The organism is Synechococcus sp. C9, from assembly GCF_022984075.1.
Lineage (GTDB): Bacteria > Cyanobacteriota > Cyanobacteriia > Gloeomargaritales > Gloeomargaritaceae > Gloeomargarita.
In genome coordinates, this window is record NZ_JALAAD010000001.1 from 1,431,140 (window position 1) to 1,449,907 (window position 18,768).

The following is an 18,768-nucleotide window of genomic DNA, read 5'->3' on the forward strand; positions in this document are numbered from 1 at the left end:
CGGTGGAATTAACCTTCCAACAACTCCAGGAATTGCTCCTGGTGCTCCAGCAGACGAGCATTACTACGTTTCACTTAAAAAGTGATGCTTTTGAACTGACATTAGAGCAAGGGCAAACGGGGGTCATATCAGCGGTCAGCCCGTCTGTAACCCCGGTGGTTGCCCTCGGCGAAAGACCCACCCCAGAAGCCAAGGAAACCAAAAAAGGCATCGAAGTCACCTCCATGATGGTGGGCACCTTTTATGCGGCACCGGCACCGGGCGAACCCCCCTTTGTGCAGGTAGGGGACCGGGTACAGGCAGGACAAACCCTGGGCATTGTGGAAGCGATGAAAACCATGAACGAAATCGAGGCACCCGCCAGCGGGGAAATCATCGAAATTGGGGTGGAAAATGGTCAACCCATCGAGTTTGGGCAGGTGTTGATGCGTCTGCGCCCGGAGTAGCCCCCCAACACACGGCTCCCAGGTAGTCCTGCCCGATGCGAAAATGCCTCAGATGGGCAAGCCACCCCCCCGGTGGGGCAATGCGGTGCTGGTGCAGGGTGTGCAGGTTGGCGAATTCCCCCAACATCCCCGTTAGACCCGTTCCCAAGGCTTTGCTGTAGGCTTCCTTAGCGACCCACAGTTGCAAAAAATACCGTTCCCGTGCCTGGGGCGTGAGGGTTTGCCAGTGGGTTTGTTCCCCAGGACTGCCATAGCGTTGGATCAGGCGATCAGGGCATTGCAACGGGCGCATCTGCTCCACATCTACCCCCACCGAGTAACCATCACCCAGGGCAAATACCAGGGCAGAACCACTGTGGCTTACGTTAAATTGCAAAGCATAATTCGCCAGATATGGCTTACCCCAGGGATTAGTTTTGAACTGAAGTTTTGTGGGTTTAATTCCTAAAAAATGGCTTAATAATACCCGCAATAATCCCCGGCTTAAAATCAATCGCTCTTGGGTTTTGGGCTGGGATAAACGATTAATTATCCCCCAATCCTCAGGGGTTAACGCTTTACTCAATTCTTGAATAAATGCACAAGTTAAATTCCCCGTTTCCACCCGGTATAAATTAATTTCAGAGTCGTTGATGGGAATGGGAATAAAATTAGAAATTATATCGCCATCCATGCAAGAGATCACTGATTCATCTTTTCTAAAACCGCCACCGAAGAAGGAGACGAGCGGGACAGGTAATTAAAAATCCAGAATTTAATCGCCGAATCCAAAATCACCGGCACGGTAGCAATAAACGCATAAATTGCCGAGCGATTGGGGGTAAAGCCAAAATGTTCCGACAAGGTTTCTAGTAGCACCTCCCACCCTTCCGCCGAGTGAAACCCCACAAACAAATCCGTTACTAAAATAAAAATAAATACCTTCGTGGGGTCATTCAAACCCCGAAAAAACCGGTCAACAAATCCCCATAAAACTGGGAACTGATTCTTACCGAATTGAGTTACGATCATAAAAGCGATAAACCCACTTATATCGGCACACAAGTTGGCTAAACCATCCACCGCCCGATAGGCATTTTTCTTGAAAATTTCCAGAGCTTTTTCTTGCAATGCCTCCTCCCGTTTTGTAGAAAACTCTGGGTTGAGACCAATCAAGTGGGTAAATTCCATCGCTTCTTTATAACGCACAAACTCATCAATCGCTTCTTGACGAATCTCATCCCGCAAAAAGGGACGGGCACGCTCAGGATTCACACTGATGAAACGGTCTAACACTGGCGTGAAAATAATATGTTTCGTGAGAATTTGGGTGAGCAGTGGCACGGTGAATAAAATTACCAGAAATCGGATCGCTGTTTTGCCCTGTTGTCGAAACAAACGGATTTCTTGAACAACCTGTTCTTCATAACCTGGTCGTAATTCCCGGCCAATTTCTTTCACGGTGGCGATGAATGAGCCATCTGCTTGGTTCGCCCGCCGGGATGGAGTGGCTTTGTTGGCGGGTACCTCCTCAGTGACATCATCAAAAAGTATGCTTTTCCTTGATTTTTTGGGGGTTTCCTGCTGACGATAGCGCGCAACGACTTTTTCAATGAACGATAATTTCTGTAAAACTTCCTGCTCCGCTTCCCAGGGTAAGCCCTCGTAGTCTGCCAAAAAATTAAAGGTGTGAAATTGCATCATATTTATCCGAATAGTGAGGAGTTGCCGGTCTAAAATTCCCTGGATATAACGGGCTTGGGCTGGGTCAGCCGGGAGGGAGCGATGCAGGGGATGACCGTACCGTTCTTCTAAAGTTTTGAGACGCTGGGCGGCACGGTAGGCTCGTTTCAGGCTTTGGCACGCCCGGTCAATTAACCAACCCTGCCAGCCAGTCGCACCCCTTCTGGAGTAATCAGCCATTGCTTAGAAAATTCACGTTGCCGCTATTTTAGCTCACTGCCCCAAAAACCCGTTAGTCCTGCGCCCATTTGCCGTGAAAACCAAAGGGAACAATTGCAGGTAAGCGCAGTTGGCAACAGGGACCATCGGTGAATTGTGCCGCCGGAAATATCCATAATTCGCTCTGTTCTTGATGACTATTAAAAATTAAATTGAGCAAATAATCCCCCTCGGAAACATACACCGGTTCCATACAGTAATACCCCACCCCACAATCAAATTCTTGCCAGGTTTGGGTCTGTTGGTCGTAGCAACCCATGACACTATCAATTTCCTTAACTACATTGGCTCCCGCCCGCTTCATCGAACAGTAGGTATAACGCCAGGATTGCCCCACGTGGGTATCAGGAACTACCGGAAATTCGCAGTCCCGTTCCGTGAGTTGTGTTTCTCGCACCAAATGTCCTGTTTTTATATTCAATTCCATTTCCCACAAATGCCCTGGGGCTTCCGTGACGGGGTCACCAGTACTCACTTCCCGCAGGTATTCATTCGTAGCAAAATCCGCATAACGCACCAGTTGGCAACGGATTAAATTTGGGCTAATCTCACAGCCATTGGCAAAGTGCCATTGAAACCAGGCGGGTGCCTCAGCTTGTTGAACAATTTCCAAATTCTCCCGGTCAAAGATTAACAGTTTTGTACCTAAATCCGGTTGCCATTCCAGGGCTTCGCTGTAACTTTTTAAGTTAAACATCAGGGGTAAAATATTCAATCGTACCGGCGGAATCATAAATACCAAATACCGACCCGCCATCACAAAATCATGGATTAAGGGCAATCCCTCCAACGCCACATCCACCCGTTTTTTAATCACCCCATTGGGGGCACTGCGATAGAGATGTAAGGTGGCATGACGACCCAAACTCACGCCAAAATTATAAATTTCTCCCGTTTGCGGGTCCCGCTTGGGGTGGGCAGAATAGGGGGTGGTCGGGGTCAAATTCCCCAAGGTATCTAAACCCAAAGTCTGCAAAGATTGCCGGTCTAACTGGTGGGGTGCCCCTCCCTCCCACAGGGCGAGCAGTCGATCCGCCAAGGGCAAAATCGAGGTATTGGCGCAGTTTTTTACATTTTTACCAAACAGCCGCTCCCACAGAGGCCCCGGTGTGGTCATCCCGTAGTTGGGAAACAGATACCGCCCTGCCCGCTCTTCCGCCTGATAGCCTGCCGTTTGTACATAGCGCAGAAGTCCCTGGGCACTTCCGTCCTGAAAATGTACTGCTAAAATTGCCCCATCCCCATCAAACCAATGCCCGACCCGCTGATTGCCCCGTTGCAAACGCCCAGGTCCATTCCGGTAAAACGTACCCCGCAAACTCGCAGGGATGGCACCTGTCAGCACCGTCAACGGCTCCGAGCCAAATTCAACAGCGGTGGTGAAAATCGCTTTCTGCCAGGGGTAACTTGGGGCGACAACCATTGCTCGGGTATCCACACAACTGTCCCAGCTTAACAAAATCTTTACAGGTTCTTCTATCGCAATCCTTTGACTTGAGAAATTGCCGGGATACAGGGGAGGTACCTGTGGTGGGTTCGCTCAAGGATTTTACCAACCGTGATAGGGGGTAAAATTGCCCTATGATGGTTCTGCAATACAGCATCGTTCCGTATTCATTATCATTTAACCCTTTGATGAGCGATTGCCACCAAGAGCCAAAAAACCTCAAAATCTGCTTCCTCGGCGGTGCCCGTTATACCTATCCGTTGAGTGTTACCTATCAAAAAAAATTTACTTTACTCAAAAATTTAGGCGCATTATTTGTCATCGGATTTTCTGTAGATTGGCGACCCCGTTTTTTTCACCAGTCCGCTAATTTTTATCTGTTAGCGAATTTACCTATTCCCCTATTACGATATATTCAGTTTTATGCGATTGCTCCTATCATTTTACTCTGGTTGGTTATCCGCCATAAAATTCACATTGTTATTACCCAAAGTCCCTACGAAGCCCTAGCGGCAGTCTGGGTAAAAAATTTAGTTAAATGGTGGGGTTATTCCCTATCCTTAGTGGTAGAAAGTCATGGGGATTTTGAAAACTACTTATTTCTCCAACGGCGGGTTTTACTGGCGAATTTATACAAAAAACTTATGCAAAGTGTTGCCTATACTACCCTTAACCAAGCCGATGTTCTACGTTCGATTTCCCATGCGGTGCAAGCACAATTAAAACGATATGCCCCCGATACACCAATCGTCGAGTTTATGGCTTGGACAGATATAAGTTCCTTTTGGTCAGCGGGTTCCCAGGTGACAGCGAAACAATTAACCGTTGTGTATGTGGGGGTTTTAATTCCCCGCAAGGGATTAACCCATCTAATTACAGCGTTTGCTCAAGTGGTGGGTAGGGTGCCAGCAAGTGAATTACACATCATTGGTCGCCCGGAAAATCCCGATTATTTCCAATTCCTCAAACAGCAAGTTACAGAACAAGGGTTATCAGAAAAGGTGATTTTTTTACCGGAAATGCCGCAACAGGAACTCTGCTATAAAGTTGCCCAAAGTACGGTTTTAGTGCTTCCTTCCCTCTCAGAGGGTTTAGGACGGGTTTTGATTGAAGCGATGGCGGCAACTACCCCTGTAATTGGCACTACTGTTGGCGGTATCCCTGATATTATCCAAGACGGTCTAACGGGATTTTTGGTACCCCCTGGGGATGAAAATGCTCTAGCAGAAAAAATGATTTATTTGCTAGAAAATCCTGATGAAGTAGTGGCAATGGGTCAACGGGGACGGGAGTTTGTCCAAAGTTATTTCAGCCCAGAAATTTATTATGAGGGTTACCAAAAGATTTGCCAGTTATGTATGCAATCTCAATCGTAGATTAAATTTATGATGAATCTTTTAGTATTTAACTTGGCGACCGATGACCATGACCCGATTCTGGGGTTTACAACACTTTGGTTAAATAAACTGGCTGAAAAGGCATCAACGATTCATGTAATTACCATGCGTTCCGGGGCATTAAAATTGCGGGAGAATATCACGGTCTATTCCCTAGGCAAGGAATGGGGCTATAGTGAACCCCGGCGAGCGATACGTTTTTACAGATTTTTATATCACATTCTGCGTTCTCAATCCATTGATTTATGTTTTTCACACATGACCCCAATTTTTACCAATTTAGCCGCCCCTATCTTAAAAATTTTAGGCATTCCTATCGTGACCTGGTACGCCCATCCCAGTTTAACCAATAATCTGAAACTAGCGCATCATTTTTCAACTCGCATGGTGACCAGTATTCCCACTGCTTATCCCTATCGCTCTGATAAATTAGTTGTCGTTGGTCAGGGAATTGATACGGATTTATTTGCACCATTAAATAATGGTTTTATAGATAATACGACTGCTCATGATCTTAGTGATCAATGCTCCTTAATCTTAGCAGTTGGTCGTCTTTCACCAGTGAAGGATTATGGTACATTGATTAGCGCAGTTGGGCATTTAATTTCCCAGACTTCTCAACCCATTAAATTACTCATTGTGGGGAATCCAACGAATGCTCAGGATGAAATTTATGTACAGTCCCTTTACACGCAAGTCCAGCAATTAAACTTAGCATCTGTAGTCACATTTCAACCAGCGGTTTCGATGTATGAATTACCAGAGATTTATCGCTGTTGTACGGTTTATGTAAATCTCACCCCAACGGGTTTTGGGGATAAGGTAGCCTTAGAAGCAATGGCTTGTGGCAAGGTCTGTTTGGCGGCAAATACCGGCTTTCGAGAAACCTTGGGCATCTATGCGGAGCAATTATTATTCACCCACGCCAACCCGCAGGATTTAGCACAGAAATTAACAGCGATTCTTTCCCTAGGGGATAAACAACGGCAAATTATGGGTGACTATCTCCGGCAACAAATTATTAAATATCATAGTTTAGACCGGCTCATTCAGAATTTACTCCAATTATTTCAGCAATTGACCCATGCTTAAAGTCGCTCTAATTTGTCCCTTTGATTTAGCACGATTATCAGGAACACCGGTGCGGGCAAATATAACGGCTCAAGTGCTGAATAATCACTGTGAATTACTGGTCTGTGCTACGGGGGGCAGAGATGCTTATGTCAAAGTGATTCCTGAAGTTTGGCAACCCCGTCCCCACCGGCGACCTCGGTTTCGTTTAGACCGTTTTACTGCACAGGTTTTACACGCCCTCCAGACATTTCAACCGGATGTGATTCACTTAGTTACTCCCACCGGGATTCTCAGTGCCCTACTTTATCAAATGGGACATCCCCAGGTAAAAATGATTACGGAAATTCATGGCTTGACTTGTTACGAAATGACCCGTGGGAGTTGGTTGTCTCGGAATCTATTTCATTTTTTAGACTTTTTAAGTTTACGTTTTGCCCATCATATTATTGCGATGAGTTACAGTCAAAAAAAATTAATCATGCAATTGTTTGGGCAGAATTTGGAGAAAAAAATTTCGGTTCTTTGGGGGCCGGTGGACTTAAATGTAATTCAACCCATGCCCTGGCCTAGTGGTGAAACCCTGACCCTTGGTTACCTGGGAAATGGGAATTTTTGGCAGGGAATTGATTTGATTCTCCAGGCGGTTGCAACGTTAAAAAATCACCCAAACATCCACTTTATTTTAGGGGGAATTCAACCCGATCTCTATAAAATTCAACTACCTGACCCTTTGCCTGACAATCTCACGGTAATTCCTAAGGTGCCTGTTGGTGAAGAAAATCATTTTTTTAGCCAATGTCAGGCTTTGATTTCCAGTCGTATTGGGGGAGCCGTCACCGAGAGCCAATACCCCTATAAACTCTCCTATTATTTGGCCGCTGGACGACCGATTATTGCTTCTGATGTAAGTGACCAAAGGTTGATTATTGAACAGGCACAGTGCGGTTTGATTTTTGACCCCACCCGACCGGAAACTTTAGTAGCAAGCATCATAAAGTTAGCCAATTTCAGCCAAGCGGAACGACAAAGCCTGGGACAGAATGGCCGTCGGTTTGCAGAAAGCCATTTGAGTTTAGAAAAATTGGGGACAACGCTGTTAGAAATTTATCAAAAATAAAATAGGGGCAACGCTGACTACGCCACCCCTACTATTCCCAAGAAAGAGGATTAAATCATGGGTGCCATCACCACCTCATGGCTGTCGAGCAGATTTTGCAGTTCCTCCGCATCAACGGTTTCTTTTTCCACCAGCATTTGTGCCAGTTTGTCCAACAACGCCCGGTTGCTGGTCAGGACTTGCTTGGCTTGTTTGTAAGCCGCATCCACCAACAGGCGCACCTCCTCGTCAATCAGAGCCGCCGTTTCCTCGGAAAAGTCCCGCTCCATCGCAATTTCCCGCCCCAGGAACATCCCGCCCTGACTGCGCCCCAGGGACACCTGCCCCACCCGGTCGCTCATGCCAAAGCGCATCACCATCTGCCGTGCCACCCGTGCCACCTGTTGCAGGTCGTTGGCCGCCCCGGTGGTGACTTCCTCCTCGCCAAAGACGATTTCTTCCGCCACCCGGCCGCCGAGGGCCACCGCCATCTGGCTTTGCAGATAACTGCGGCTGTACAAACCCGAATCCATGCGGTCCTCGTTAGGGGTGAACCAGGTCAGTCCCCCCGCCCGCCCCCGGGGAATGATGCTGATCTTCTGCACCGGGTCGTAATCCGGCATCAAGGCTCCCACCAGGGCATGACCCGCTTCATGGTAAGCCACCAGGGTTTTGCGCCGCTCGCTCATCATCCGGTCTTTCTTCTCCGGCCCCGCCAGCACCCGGTCAATGGCATCGTTGATTTCGTCCATGGAAATTTCATTTAGGGAACGGCGAGCCGCTAAGATGGCCGCTTCATTGAGCAAATTGGACAAATCCGCCCCGGTAAACCCCGGCGTGCGCCGGGCAATTTTCTCCAAATCCACATCAGGAGCCAGCACCTTCCCCCGAGCGTGGACTTGCAAAATCTCCAACCGCCCCTTGTAGTCGGGACGGTCCACCACCACCTGCCGGTCAAACCGCCCCGGCCGCAACAAGGCCGCATCCAACACATCCGGGCGATTGGTAGCCGCAATGATGATAATCCCCGTATTGCCCTCAAAGCCGTCCATTTCCGTCAAAAGCTGGTTCAGGGTTTGCTCCCGCTCGTCGTTGCCACCCCCCAAACCGGCCCCCCGCTGGCGACCCACCGCATCAATTTCATCAATGAACACAATGCAGGGGGCATTTTGCTTGGCCTGCTCAAACAAATCCCGCACCCGGGAGGCACCCACCCCGACAAACATCTCGACAAATTCGGAACCGGAAATGCTGAAAAACGGTACGCCCGCTTCTCCCGCCACCGCCCGTGCCAACAGGGTTTTCCCCGTCCCTGGTGGCCCAACTAGCAACACGCCTTTGGGAATTTTCGCCCCGACTGCCGTAAACCGGTCGGCATTTTTCAAAAAGTCCACTACTTCCGCCAATTCCAGCTTGGCCTGGTCAATCCCCGCCACATCCGCAAAGGTCACCTGGGTTTGGGGTTCCATGTGGACCCGGGCCCGGGACTTGCCAAAATTCATCGCCTGGGAACCCGGCCCCGCCTGCGCCCGCCGCAGTAAAAAGAATAACCCCACCAACAACAACACCGGCAGGAACAAACTGCTCACCGCCCGGAACCAAAACCCTTCCTCCCGCCGGGGGATCACGGAAATATCCACATTTTTGTCCGTGAGAATGTTGATCAAATCCGGGTCATTGGGCAGATTCACCATCACCCGTTCCCCGTTTTGGCGCACCACTTCCGCCTGCGTCCGGTCTGAGGTAATGCTCACCTTCGCCACCTGCCCCGCCTGCACCGCATCCACAAATTGGCTGTAACGCCACACCTCCACCTGGGGACGACGGTCAAAAAAGGCAGTGCCCAAAGCCACCACCACAATCGCCAGCAACACATACAGCCCTACGTTGCGCCACCTCTTATTCACCGGCTCGACTCCTTTGCGAACGGAAAAAATGGTTTTTTTCCATAGTAACCTAATCTCAGGAATTATGAACAATTGTTACAAATCCTGAGAAGGGCTGGGTAGGGGGCATTCCCCTGGGAAGCCTGTGGTCATTACGGATGCTCGGTTGTGAATAAATAACAAGGCTAAATGGCTACCGACTCTCAGAACCAAGTGCGGGGGTAATGCCCCTGCAACCCCTGTTCTCAATTCAGGTAGGGTTAGGATTGCTATAGACTTGCCCAATGAATATAAATAGTTAAATTTAATACAAAATTAATACAAATAGGGATTGGCTGGGGGTTTGATGGGCGTAATTTTATCCGCTTTGAGAATCAGTCGCCGTTGCCCTTTCACCTGCCCGGTTGCCATCTGCCCCTGAATTTCTAGCCAAGTATCTGCCTTGTAGGTTTGGGCGGTTCCCTCCCGCACATCCACCGGTAGCCCCACTGGGTAGGCATCAGCGGCACAACAGGTGACCACAAACCGAGCGATAAAAAACCGATTGACCGGGCTTTCCGGGGGATGCACCACAAACCCTTGCACCTTCGCCTTTTGCCCCTGGTAGGCATCCGGTTCCGGGTAAGTATTCAGTAAACGCACCCAGTCCACCAGGGAACGCTCCTCCGGGCGGCTAGCCGGGCGAAATTGCTGGGGCAGGGTACGGGTCATATTCCACAATTCCCCACTCTCCAGGGCAACTTGGCTGGTGAAGGGGCGGGGGGTGACAATCAAGCCCACCACCGCCGTACTGAGCAGGAGGAATCGCCCCCAGGAGCGGGGTAACAGTTGCCCCCCAGGTGCGACCGCTTGGGGCTGTCCCGGTTCTCGCCAGCGTACCCACCCCTGCCATACCGTCAACCCCACCAACAAAAAACCCGCCCCGACCGTCAACGGGAAATAATTGGGATGGATCAGGACGGCTAATTGCCCCGTGAGCCAGTACTTGAGGAGCAAAACCCCCCAGGCACCAATCGCCAATAGGTCCAGTCCATTCATGGGAGGTGACGGGGGATAAATGGGTGCTTGATCAACATAAAATTTCCCAAATGTTTGCGAGAGAATTTCATAATTTTTTGATGATTTTCATAGATATAAATTCATGGCTAAAGTCAAAACAAAGGTCAATAACCCTGCCAATAAAAACAGATACAACACGGCTCTAGGGCGAAACACCGTTAATAACAAACTCACCCCCTTCAAATCCACCATCGGTCCAAACACCAAAAACGCCAACAATGCCCCCGCCGTAAAACTCCCCGCAAAGGACAGGGCAAAAAACGCATCCACCGTCGAACAAATAGACACCACCGTGCCCAACACCAGCATCGCCACCACCGACGTTACCGGTCCCTGCCCCAACCCCAAAATCACCTCCCGGGGCGTGAACACCTGAATCGCCGCCGCCACCGCCGTCCCCAGGATCAACACCCCCCCCAGTTCCCGCAATTCCGTCAGGGCATTCACCCACACCATCTGCCACCGTCCCCGCCGGGACAGCAACCGGGACGCATTCCACCCCGTCGTTTCCAAAGGCAGGGCTTTTCCCCCGGACAGGGCAAAAAAATTCCCCGTCGGCACCCCCGCCAGCATCGGTTCCCGCTGAGGTTGATTCATGGGGGGGGGCATCACCTGCGCCACTGCCGGTTGTAGAAACGGTCGCAAATCCTTTTGCACTGAAAACACCCACCCCACCACCACCGCCACCAGCAGGGTCAACCCCACCCGCCCCCACACCATCAGCGGCTGGTCCCGAAACGCCACCCAGGTGGACCAAATCACAATCGGGTTAATCGTCGGTGCCCCCAGCAAAAACCCCACCGCTACCGAAGCGGGTATCCCCTGAGTCAACAACCGCCGCGCCACCGGCACATTCCCGCACTCACACACCGGCAGGAGACAGCCCAGCACCGCCCCCGCTACCGCCCCCCCCAAAGGATGTCGGGGTAAAAGTTTCAGCAATTGCTCCGGTTCCACCCACAGCAACAGGATGCTGGAAAACAGCACCCCCAACACCAAAAAGGGAATCGCCTCCACCAACAAACTAAAAAATAAGGTCAATCCCTGTTGCAGTGCCGCCATAGGACTCACCCGTCAATGGAACTACAAATTGTTTGGATTGTACAACACCCCCACCGCTTTGAATATCATGCGCCGAGAAATGAATATATAGCCATCCTATTTGATTAACAAACAAAAATTCCTCAGAACCAAAGACGGGGGGAGTGCCCCTGCGACCCCTACTAATAAAACGACTTACGCCGGTGATTCGCCACCGATTCTACCAACCCCAGGGCAATAAAATTTGCCAACATTGCTGAACGCCCATAGCTCAAAAAGGGCAAGGGAATCCCCGTGATCGGTGCCAAACCCACGGTCATACCGATATTGATCACCACCTGGAAAATCAACATACTCAACACCCCAATCGCTATCAGGGAACCAAATCCATCCCGGGCACTGCGGGCAATCAAAATCAACCGCAAACAAATCAGCCAGAATAGAAATAGCACGATCATTGACCCAATAAAACCCAATTCTTCCCCGATCACCGAAAAAATAAAATCCGTATTCTGTTCCGGGATAAAACTCAACTGGGTTTGACTGCCCTGAAACAACCCCTGCCCCCACAACCCGCCAGAACCAATGGCAATCCGGGATTGAATCAAGTGATACCCACCCCCCAAGGGGTCCTGATTGGGGTCGAGAAATAAAATCAACCGCTCCCGTTGGTAATCCTTGAGCAACCCCCAAAACACCTGCCCCAACTGCCCGGAAACCAAATTCACCACCAGAGCGGCTAACCCTCCAATTCGGGGCCAGGGCAATGAAAACCAGCCCACCACCGCCATCACCACCACCCACACCCCCCACAGGGGCAGGGACAGGGACAACACAATCGCCGACACCAGGGGCGAGAGCAACAACACAATCCACGCCAGGGGGATATTCGCCCAGTAGAGCATCCCCAGGGTAATCGCCACAAAAATCAACGCCGTGCCCAAATTCGGCTGTAGAAACACCAACACCCAGGGCAAAGCCACCACCAACGCCGCCTGCCCAATCGTCCACAGTGCCGGTGCCCGGGACTGCTCCAACACCGCCGCCAAGGTCACCACCAACGCCACCTTCGCCAACTCCGACGGCTGTAAATGGAACCCGCCGATATTGATCCACCGTTCCGCCCCCAGCGCTGAGGTGCCCACAAACATCACCGCCACCAACAGGGCATTCGCCAATCCATACACCCCCCAGTGCCACCGGCGCAACCATTGGTAGGGCAAGCGTGCCAAGAGCAACGCCACCCCCAGACCCAGCAGGGCAATTAGGGTTTGTTGCCACCAATCCCAGGTATTCTGCGCTAACCCGGCACTGCGAATCGCCGTCACCCCAATCACCGTCAGGGTCAACACCGCCCCCAACAAGGTTAGGTCAATGTCATGCCAGGGTCGCCACCAGGTGGAACGATAACTCATGGTTCGCCAATCGTTAAAAAATAGTTAAAAAAGTTACTCGACCGATTCCCCGCCCATTGTAGCCTGAACCACCCGCACCAGCCGTTCCCCCCCTGCCAAAGCCGTTCCCAACATCACCCACCGCTGGCGATTCGTATAACCATAAACCGGGGCTGTCCCCGCCACCAACCCCACCCAAGGCTCCGCTACCGCCAGGACGCCTACTTCCCCCACCGGCACCGTCGGTAATGCCTCCAAAGTCCCCACCGCCGTCACCGCTTGCACTGCCCCAGGTGTTACTACTGCCCCCACCAGGGATTCCCCCGCCGCCAATGCCAGTAAGGGTTTCCCATAGCTCCGGCGAGAAGGTTTCCACCGCCCCACCCGCCCCTGGTTACTCGCCCACACCAGCATTTGCCCCGGTTGCCACACCCCCGCCGCCAACACCTCATCCCCCGCCGGAAACCCCCATTCCCCTTGCCACAGGTCATCCACCCCCATCACGCTCCCACAGCCGCCCCGACTCACCAGCCACACCGCCGCCGTTTGCTCGGTCACCACCAAGGGCAGTACGCCCCCATCCCAAGCCAACGCCGCCAACTCCCCCACCTGCCCGCTCCAGGTCTGCACCCCCCCCCGGCGGTCAAACAGCACCACCTGTGCCCCGGACTGCCATTCCCCCCGCCAGACAATCGGGTCGCCCAATTCGCCCGCCGTCAAATCCAGGCACAATTGTTGGGTACGCCGCTGTTCCCCACTGCGCCATTGCCCTGCCACTGTCAATTCCAGCCGGATTTGGGGGATTTTTGGCTCTGGAACTTCCTGACTAATTCGGGTGCGCCGAGCATCCCCATACTGCTTTTGTAATTGCTTTAATTGTTTTTTCAATTCCCGCAAGCGTTCCCCCCGGTTCTGTTGCAATTGTTCTAAACGGGTACGGCGCTGGTCTAGGTGTGCCAATTGCTCCGTCACCGCCGCCGCCTCCAACCGAGTCAACCGCCGTAAAGGCGTAGATAAAACCGTTTCCGCCTGCTCTGCCGTTAGATTTAAGCGGGTCATCAACTCGGTTTTTGCCTGGTCAATGTCGGTACATCCCCTGAGAATGGTAAAGACAACGTCTAAATGAGTAATCGCCTGGTGCAACCCCTGTAAACGCTGGATTTGGTTGGTCACTTCCTGCCATTCGTGGGCATAACCCCGTTGGAGCGTCCGTTCCCGAAAGGTCAAAAATTCCTGTAAAAGCCGCCGCAGGGAGCAGTGCTGGGGTCGCCCGTCAATCAGGGCGAGAAAACTGGCATGGAATTGAATTTGCAAGGGGGTCTGTTCATACAACTGCTGGATCACTGCCGCCACCTCCTGCCCCGGTTTCAAGGTCACCACCACCCGTATCCCGTCCCGGTCGCTTTCATCCCGCAGGTCGCTAATGCCCGCCAACCGCCCCTGGTGAATCAACTCCGCCGTGCGGCTCAACCAGTCCGCTTTCACCACCTGGTAGGGCAATTCCGTAATGACAATTGCTTCTTTGGCTCGCTTGCCCGTCCCCAGGGTTTCCCGATGCCAGACTCCCCGCAGGGTGATTGCCCCCCGCCCCGTGCGATACACCTGGGGAATGGTGTGGGGATGCACCAGTTCGCCGCCGGTGGGAAAATCCGGTCCCGGCACCAGGCGATACAGCCGTTCATCGCTCAGGTGGGGGTAGTCAATTAAATGAATTAACGCTTCAATCAGTTCCCCAGCGTGGTGGGGGGGAATTTGGGTCGCCATCCCCACCGCAATGCCGCTACAGCCATTGAGCAACAGCAGGGGCAACTGCGCCGGGAGCACCTGGGGTTCCGGTTCCGTACTGTCAAAATTGGGCTGAAAATCCACAATTGCCGGGTGCAAATCCGTAAATAAAATCTGGGTCGCCAGGGGGGACAAGCGGGCTTCCGTATAGCGCATCGCCGCCGCCGGGTCATTGTCAATGGAACCGAAATTCCCCTGCCCCTCCACCAATGGATACCGGCAGTGAAAATCCTGTGCCAACCGCACCAACGCCGCATACACCGATTGGTCCCCGTGCGGATGGTATTTCCCCAACACCTCGCCCACCACCCGGGCACTTTTGCGGTGGGGACGTTGCGCCGTCAACCCCATCTGCCACAGGGCGTAGAGAATCCGCCGCTGCACCGGTTTCAAGCCATCCCGGGCATCCGGCAACGCCCGTCCCACCATCACACTCAAGGCATAGGCTAGGTAGGATTGGCGCAATTCCCCCTCCAGGGACGTGGGCACAATCCGGTCACGGGTAGGGCGGGGTTTCACCATAGGTTTGAGTGTAATCCTGACAGTGCTATCTTGACCTGTAGGCAAGCTAAAGGATATAATTAGAACTTGTGTTGTTAAAATTCAACCGATAAAGTTACACAAATGGAAACCAACTACGCCATTGTGGCGGTCGGCGGCAAACAGTTTTGGGTGGAACCCGGGCGGTTTTACGATGTGAATTCCCTGGGGTTAGAAGCGGGGGCGACGGTCACCTTAGATCAGGTATTGTTGGTGCATTGCGGCGGGCAAGTGCAAATCGGGCAACCTACTGTTCCCGAGGCGCGGGTGGAAGGAACCGTATTGGCGGCACGGCGGGGTCCCAAAATCATCGTTTACAAAATGCGTCCCAAGAAAAAAACCCGCAAAAAAACCGGGCATCGCCAGGAATTGACCCGGGTGCTGGTGGAAAAAATTATTGTCGGCGACCAGGAATTTACCGCCCCTGGGGTTGGGGAAACGGCAGAAGCGGTGGCGGCTTAAGGGGTTACAGAGTACAGTGTTAACAGGAGAGGTGAACGATGGCACACAAGAAAGGGAGTGGTAGTACCCGCAACGGTCGGGATTCCAACGCCCAACGCCTGGGGGTCAAACGCTACGGCGGGCAGGTGGTGCGGGCGGGTAATATTTTGGTGCGGCAGCGGGGCACAGCGTTCCACCCGGGGGTGAATGTGGGTCTGGGCAAGGATTACACCCTGTTTGCCCTGGTGGATGGGGTGGTACGGTTCGAGCGCAAGGGGAAAACCCGGCAGAAAGTCAGCGTTTATCCCGTCAGTGAGTCCGCCGCCTAAATCGGTCTCGGAAACGATCCGGGGCATTGCCACCAGCTTGGCACCCCGGTTAATTGAAATTCGCCGTCACATTCACGCCTTCCCAGAACTGAGCGGTCAGGAGTGGCAAACCTCCGCTTATGTGGCTGGGGTTTTGTCTTCCTGTGGGTTAACGGTGCGGGAAGCGGTGGGGAAAACTGGGGTGGTGGCGGATTGGGGCAAGGCGGATACGCCCTTTTTGGGGGTGCGGGCGGATTTGGATGCCCTGCCGATTCAGGAAGCGGCGCCGGTAGAATACCATTCCCGGATTCCGGGGGTGATGCACGCCTGCGGGCACGATGTCCATACCACCGTGGCTTTGGGGACGGCGATGGTCTTGGCGGCTTTACCGGAACCTCTGCCGGGGCGGGTGCGGTTTTTGTTCCAACCGGCGGAAGAAACGGCGCAGGGTGCCCGCTGGATGATTGAAGATGGGGCGTTGGAGCAGGTGATGGCGGTGCTGGGGCTACACGTTTGGCCCGCCCTGCCGGGGGGCACGATTGGCATCCGCTACGGAGCCTTGACCGCCGCCGCCGATGAATTAGACCTGACCATTCTGGGGGAATCCGGGCATGGGGCGCGCCCCCACGAAGCGATTGATGCGGTGTGGATTGCCGCCCAGGTGATTGCCAATTTGCAACAGGCGATCAGCCGCACCCAGAATCCCTTGCGCCCAGTGGTGCTGACCATTGGCAAAATCCAAGGCGGGCGGGCGCCGAATGTGATTGCCGACCAGGTACGTCTGTGGGGGACGGTGCGGTCGCTCCACCCGGAAACCCGCGCCCAATTGCCCCAGTGGATTGAAGGGATTGTCCAAAACACCTGCGCCACGTACCGTGCCCGTTACACCTTGCAGTACAAAACCGGCGTACCCGGGGTACACAATGACCCCCATCTGACCCAGTTGGTGGAGCAGTCGGCCCGCACCGCTTGGGGGGCAGAGCGGGTGCAGATTCTCACGGAACCCTCCTTGGGGGCGGAGGATTTTGCCCTGTATTTGGAGCGGGTGCCGGGGACGATGTTCCGCCTGGGTACGGGGATTCCCGGTCAACCCTACTACAGTTTGCACCATCCCAAATTTACAGTGGATGAAACGGCGATCCTCACGGGTGTGGTGACGATGGCGACAACGGTCTGGAATTTTTGGCAACAAAAAATGGCACAATCATCCTAGTGTTGGCACGCACCCTATGAACTCGGAACGGAAAGCGGTCATTTTGGATTTTGAACGCCCCCTGGTGGAAATGGAACAGCGGATTCGCCAAATTGAACAGATGGCGCAGGAAAGTGGGGTGGATGTGTCCGACCGGGTGAGTCAGTTGGTGAATAATTACCGCCAGTTGCGTCAAGAAATTTTCACTCGCCTCACGCCGGAACAACGGGTGAAGGTTGCCCGCCATCCCCGCCGTCCTACCACCTTGGATTACATTCAGGCGATGACCGATGAATGGCTGGAACTGCACGGGGATCGGGGGGGGAGCGATGACCCGGCGTTGGTGGGGGGCTTGGCGCGCCTGGGGGGACAACCGGTGCTGATTTTGGGGCATCAAAAGGGGCGGGATACCAAGGAAAATGTCGCCCGCAATTTTGGCATGGCCTCGCCGGGGGGGTACCGGAAAGCCCGGCGGTTGATGCACCACGCCCACCGCTTTGGACTGCCCATTATTACCCTGATTGATACGCCCGGTGCCTATCCGGGGGTGGAGGCGGAACGGTTGGGGCAGGGGGAGGCGATTGCGGTGAATTTGCAGGAAATGTTTGCCCTGGCGGTGCCGATTATCTGCGTGGTGATCGGGGAGGGGGGGTCCGGGGGGGCCCTGGGGATTGGGGTCGGCGACCGGATTTTGATGTTTGAACACGCCATCTATTCGGTGATTTCCCCCGAAGGCTGTGCGGCGATTTTGTGGAAAGACAGCACGCAGGCGGCAAAAGCGGCACAGGCGTTGAAACTCACCGCTCCCGATTTATTGGAATTGGGATTGATTGACCAGATTTTGCCGGAACCTCTAGGAGCCGCCCACGCCGACCCGGTGCAGGCTACAGAAACCCTGAAGCGAGCCTTGCTGGACAATCTCGCCCGTCTGCGGGAATTGGATGGGGCGACCCTGATGCGCCAGCGTTACGATAAATTTCGCCGGATGGGGGTGGTGCTGGATGGCTAACCGCTGTGCCGTGATTACGGGAGCGTCCCGGGGGATTGGCCGTCTGACCGCCCTGGAACTGGCCAGGCATGGCTGGGATGTGGGGTTGATTGCCCGCTCCGAGCCAGAATTGACCACCCTGGCTGGGGAAATCCACGCCCTGGGACAACGAGCCTATATATACCCCCAGGACATGAGCGAGGTGACGCAATTGGTGCCCCTGATGCACCGGATTACCCAGGATTTGGGGGGCTGTGAGGTGCTGGTGAATAATGCCGGGGTTGCCCACCTCGCCAATCTCGCCGACACCCCCCTGGCGGAGTGGCAAAGGATTTTGGCGGTGAACCTGACGGCGGCGTTTCAGTGCATCCAAGGGATTTTGCCCACCATGCGCTCTGCCCAAAGGGGCACGATTATCAATGTGGTCTCCATTGCCGGTCAACAGGTATTTCCCCAGTGGGGGGCATACTGCGTGAGTAAATACGGTTTATTGGCATTGTCCCACACCTTAGCCCAGGAGGAACGGCCCTACGGGATTCGGGTGTGTGCCCTGTGTCCGGGGGCGGTGGACACGCCGATTTGGGATGGCTTGCCGGTGAATTTTGACCGGGCGGGGATGTTGTCGGCGCAGACGGTGGCGCAAACCATTCGGCAGATTATTGACCTGCCTGCGGAAGCCAGCATTGAAACCCTGACCCTCATGCCCCAGGCGGGGGTTTTGTAGTTAGCATTG

17 protein-coding genes are annotated in these 18,768 nt (G+C 53.3%); 9 read left to right on the forward strand and 8 right to left on the reverse strand.

The window, feature by feature from the left end; genetic code table 11:
* Positions 1 to 2: 2 nt before the first annotated feature.
* Entirely contained in the window at positions 3 to 446 is a 444-nt protein-coding gene (accB, locus tag MLD66_RS07210) for an acetyl-CoA carboxylase biotin carboxyl carrier protein (RefSeq protein WP_247216444.1), read from the forward strand.
* On the opposite strand, the gene MLD66_RS07215 is transcribed toward accB, so the two are convergent.
* Genes MLD66_RS07215 through MLD66_RS07225 form a run of 3 tightly spaced genes read right to left on the reverse strand, consistent with a single transcriptional unit; the run spans position 373 to position 3,810 of the window.
* The gene (locus MLD66_RS07215) at positions 373 to 1,119 is read right to left on the reverse strand and encodes a 4'-phosphopantetheinyl transferase superfamily protein (RefSeq protein WP_247216446.1); all 747 of its coding nucleotides are present in this window, start codon (positions 1,117 to 1,119) and stop codon (positions 373 to 375) included. The genes accB and MLD66_RS07215 overlap by 74 nt on opposite strands.
* A gap of 8 nt (positions 1,120 to 1,127) precedes the next feature.
* The gene (locus tag MLD66_RS07220) at positions 1,128 to 2,348 is read right to left on the reverse strand and encodes a hypothetical protein (RefSeq protein WP_247216448.1); all 1,221 of its coding nucleotides are present in this window, start codon (positions 2,346 to 2,348) and stop codon (positions 1,128 to 1,130) included.
* A 52-nt stretch (positions 2,349 to 2,400) separates the two neighbouring features.
* The gene (locus MLD66_RS07225; protein ID WP_247216450.1) at positions 2,401 to 3,810 is read right to left on the reverse strand and encodes a carotenoid oxygenase family protein; all 1,410 of its coding nucleotides are present in this window, start codon (positions 3,808 to 3,810) and stop codon (positions 2,401 to 2,403) included.
* 212 nt (positions 3,811 to 4,022) lie between these two features.
* Between MLD66_RS07225 and MLD66_RS07230 the strand changes: the two genes are divergently transcribed.
* Genes MLD66_RS07230 through MLD66_RS07240 form a run of 3 tightly spaced genes read left to right on the forward strand, consistent with a single transcriptional unit; the run spans position 4,023 to position 7,422 of the window.
* A complete protein-coding gene (locus MLD66_RS07230) occupies positions 4,023 to 5,210 on the forward strand; it encodes a glycosyltransferase (RefSeq protein ID WP_247216452.1) in 1,188 nt (395 codons plus the stop codon).
* 9 nt (positions 5,211 to 5,219) lie between these two features.
* On the forward strand, positions 5,220 to 6,323 hold the full coding sequence (locus MLD66_RS07235; RefSeq protein ID WP_247216454.1) for a glycosyltransferase family 4 protein: 1,104 nt from the start codon (positions 5,220 to 5,222) through the stop codon (positions 6,321 to 6,323).
* Positions 6,316 to 7,422, forward strand: a complete 1,107-nt coding sequence (locus tag MLD66_RS07240; RefSeq protein WP_247216456.1) for a glycosyltransferase — start codon at positions 6,316 to 6,318, stop codon at positions 7,420 to 7,422. Before MLD66_RS07235 ends, MLD66_RS07240 begins: the two co-directional genes overlap by 8 nt.
* 50 nt (positions 7,423 to 7,472) lie before the next feature.
* Here the strand turns inward: MLD66_RS07240 and ftsH3 are convergent, their stop codons facing one another.
* The 5 genes from ftsH3 to MLD66_RS07265 form a co-directional block, all read right to left on the reverse strand.
* Positions 7,473 to 9,308: an ATP-dependent zinc metalloprotease FtsH3 gene (gene ftsH3, locus MLD66_RS07245; RefSeq protein ID WP_247216464.1), complete on the reverse strand. Its 1,836-nt coding sequence runs from the start codon at positions 9,306 to 9,308 to the stop codon at positions 7,473 to 7,475.
* 294 nt (positions 9,309 to 9,602) lie between these two features.
* Complete coding sequence (locus MLD66_RS07250; RefSeq protein ID WP_247216466.1) at positions 9,603 to 10,325, reverse strand: TIGR03943 family protein; 723 nt, start codon at positions 10,323 to 10,325, stop codon at positions 9,603 to 9,605.
* An 87-nt stretch (positions 10,326 to 10,412) separates the two neighbouring features.
* Positions 10,413 to 11,408, reverse strand: a complete 996-nt coding sequence (locus MLD66_RS07255) for a permease (RefSeq protein ID WP_247216468.1) — start codon at positions 11,406 to 11,408, stop codon at positions 10,413 to 10,415.
* Between the two features lie 161 nt (positions 11,409 to 11,569).
* Positions 11,570 to 12,802, reverse strand: coding sequence for a rod shape-determining protein RodA (rodA, locus tag MLD66_RS07260; protein ID WP_247216470.1), 1,233 nt, complete (start codon positions 12,800 to 12,802; stop codon positions 11,570 to 11,572).
* A 33-nt stretch (positions 12,803 to 12,835) separates the two neighbouring features.
* A complete protein-coding gene (locus MLD66_RS07265; protein ID WP_247216472.1) occupies positions 12,836 to 15,088 on the reverse strand; it encodes a DNA gyrase subunit A in 2,253 nt (750 codons plus the stop codon).
* Between the two features lie 102 nt (positions 15,089 to 15,190).
* Here MLD66_RS07265 and rplU point away from each other — a divergent pair, with 102 nt between their 5' ends.
* The 5 genes from rplU to MLD66_RS07290 are packed head-to-tail and all read left to right on the forward strand — an operon-like array spanning position 15,191 to position 18,759.
* Positions 15,191 to 15,568 carry a 50S ribosomal protein L21 gene (gene rplU / locus MLD66_RS07270; RefSeq protein WP_247216474.1) on the forward strand — a complete coding sequence of 126 codons (378 nt, stop codon included), beginning with the start codon at positions 15,191 to 15,193 and terminating at the stop codon, positions 15,566 to 15,568.
* 38 nt (positions 15,569 to 15,606) lie between these two features.
* Complete coding sequence (rpmA, locus tag MLD66_RS07275) at positions 15,607 to 15,876, forward strand: 50S ribosomal protein L27 (protein ID WP_247216476.1); 270 nt, start codon at positions 15,607 to 15,609, stop codon at positions 15,874 to 15,876.
* A complete protein-coding gene (locus MLD66_RS07280) occupies positions 15,860 to 17,068 on the forward strand; it encodes a M20 family metallopeptidase (protein ID WP_247216478.1) in 1,209 nt (402 codons plus the stop codon). The genes rpmA and MLD66_RS07280 overlap by 17 nt, the downstream gene beginning before the upstream one ends.
* A gap of 16 nt (positions 17,069 to 17,084) precedes the next feature.
* Entirely contained in the window at positions 17,085 to 18,056 is a 972-nt protein-coding gene (locus MLD66_RS07285) for an acetyl-CoA carboxylase carboxyltransferase subunit alpha (protein WP_247216480.1), read from the forward strand.
* Complete coding sequence (locus MLD66_RS07290) at positions 18,049 to 18,759, forward strand: SDR family oxidoreductase (protein WP_247216482.1); 711 nt, start codon at positions 18,049 to 18,051, stop codon at positions 18,757 to 18,759. The genes MLD66_RS07285 and MLD66_RS07290 overlap by 8 nt, the downstream gene beginning before the upstream one ends.
* Positions 18,760 to 18,768: the final 9 nt, after the last annotated feature.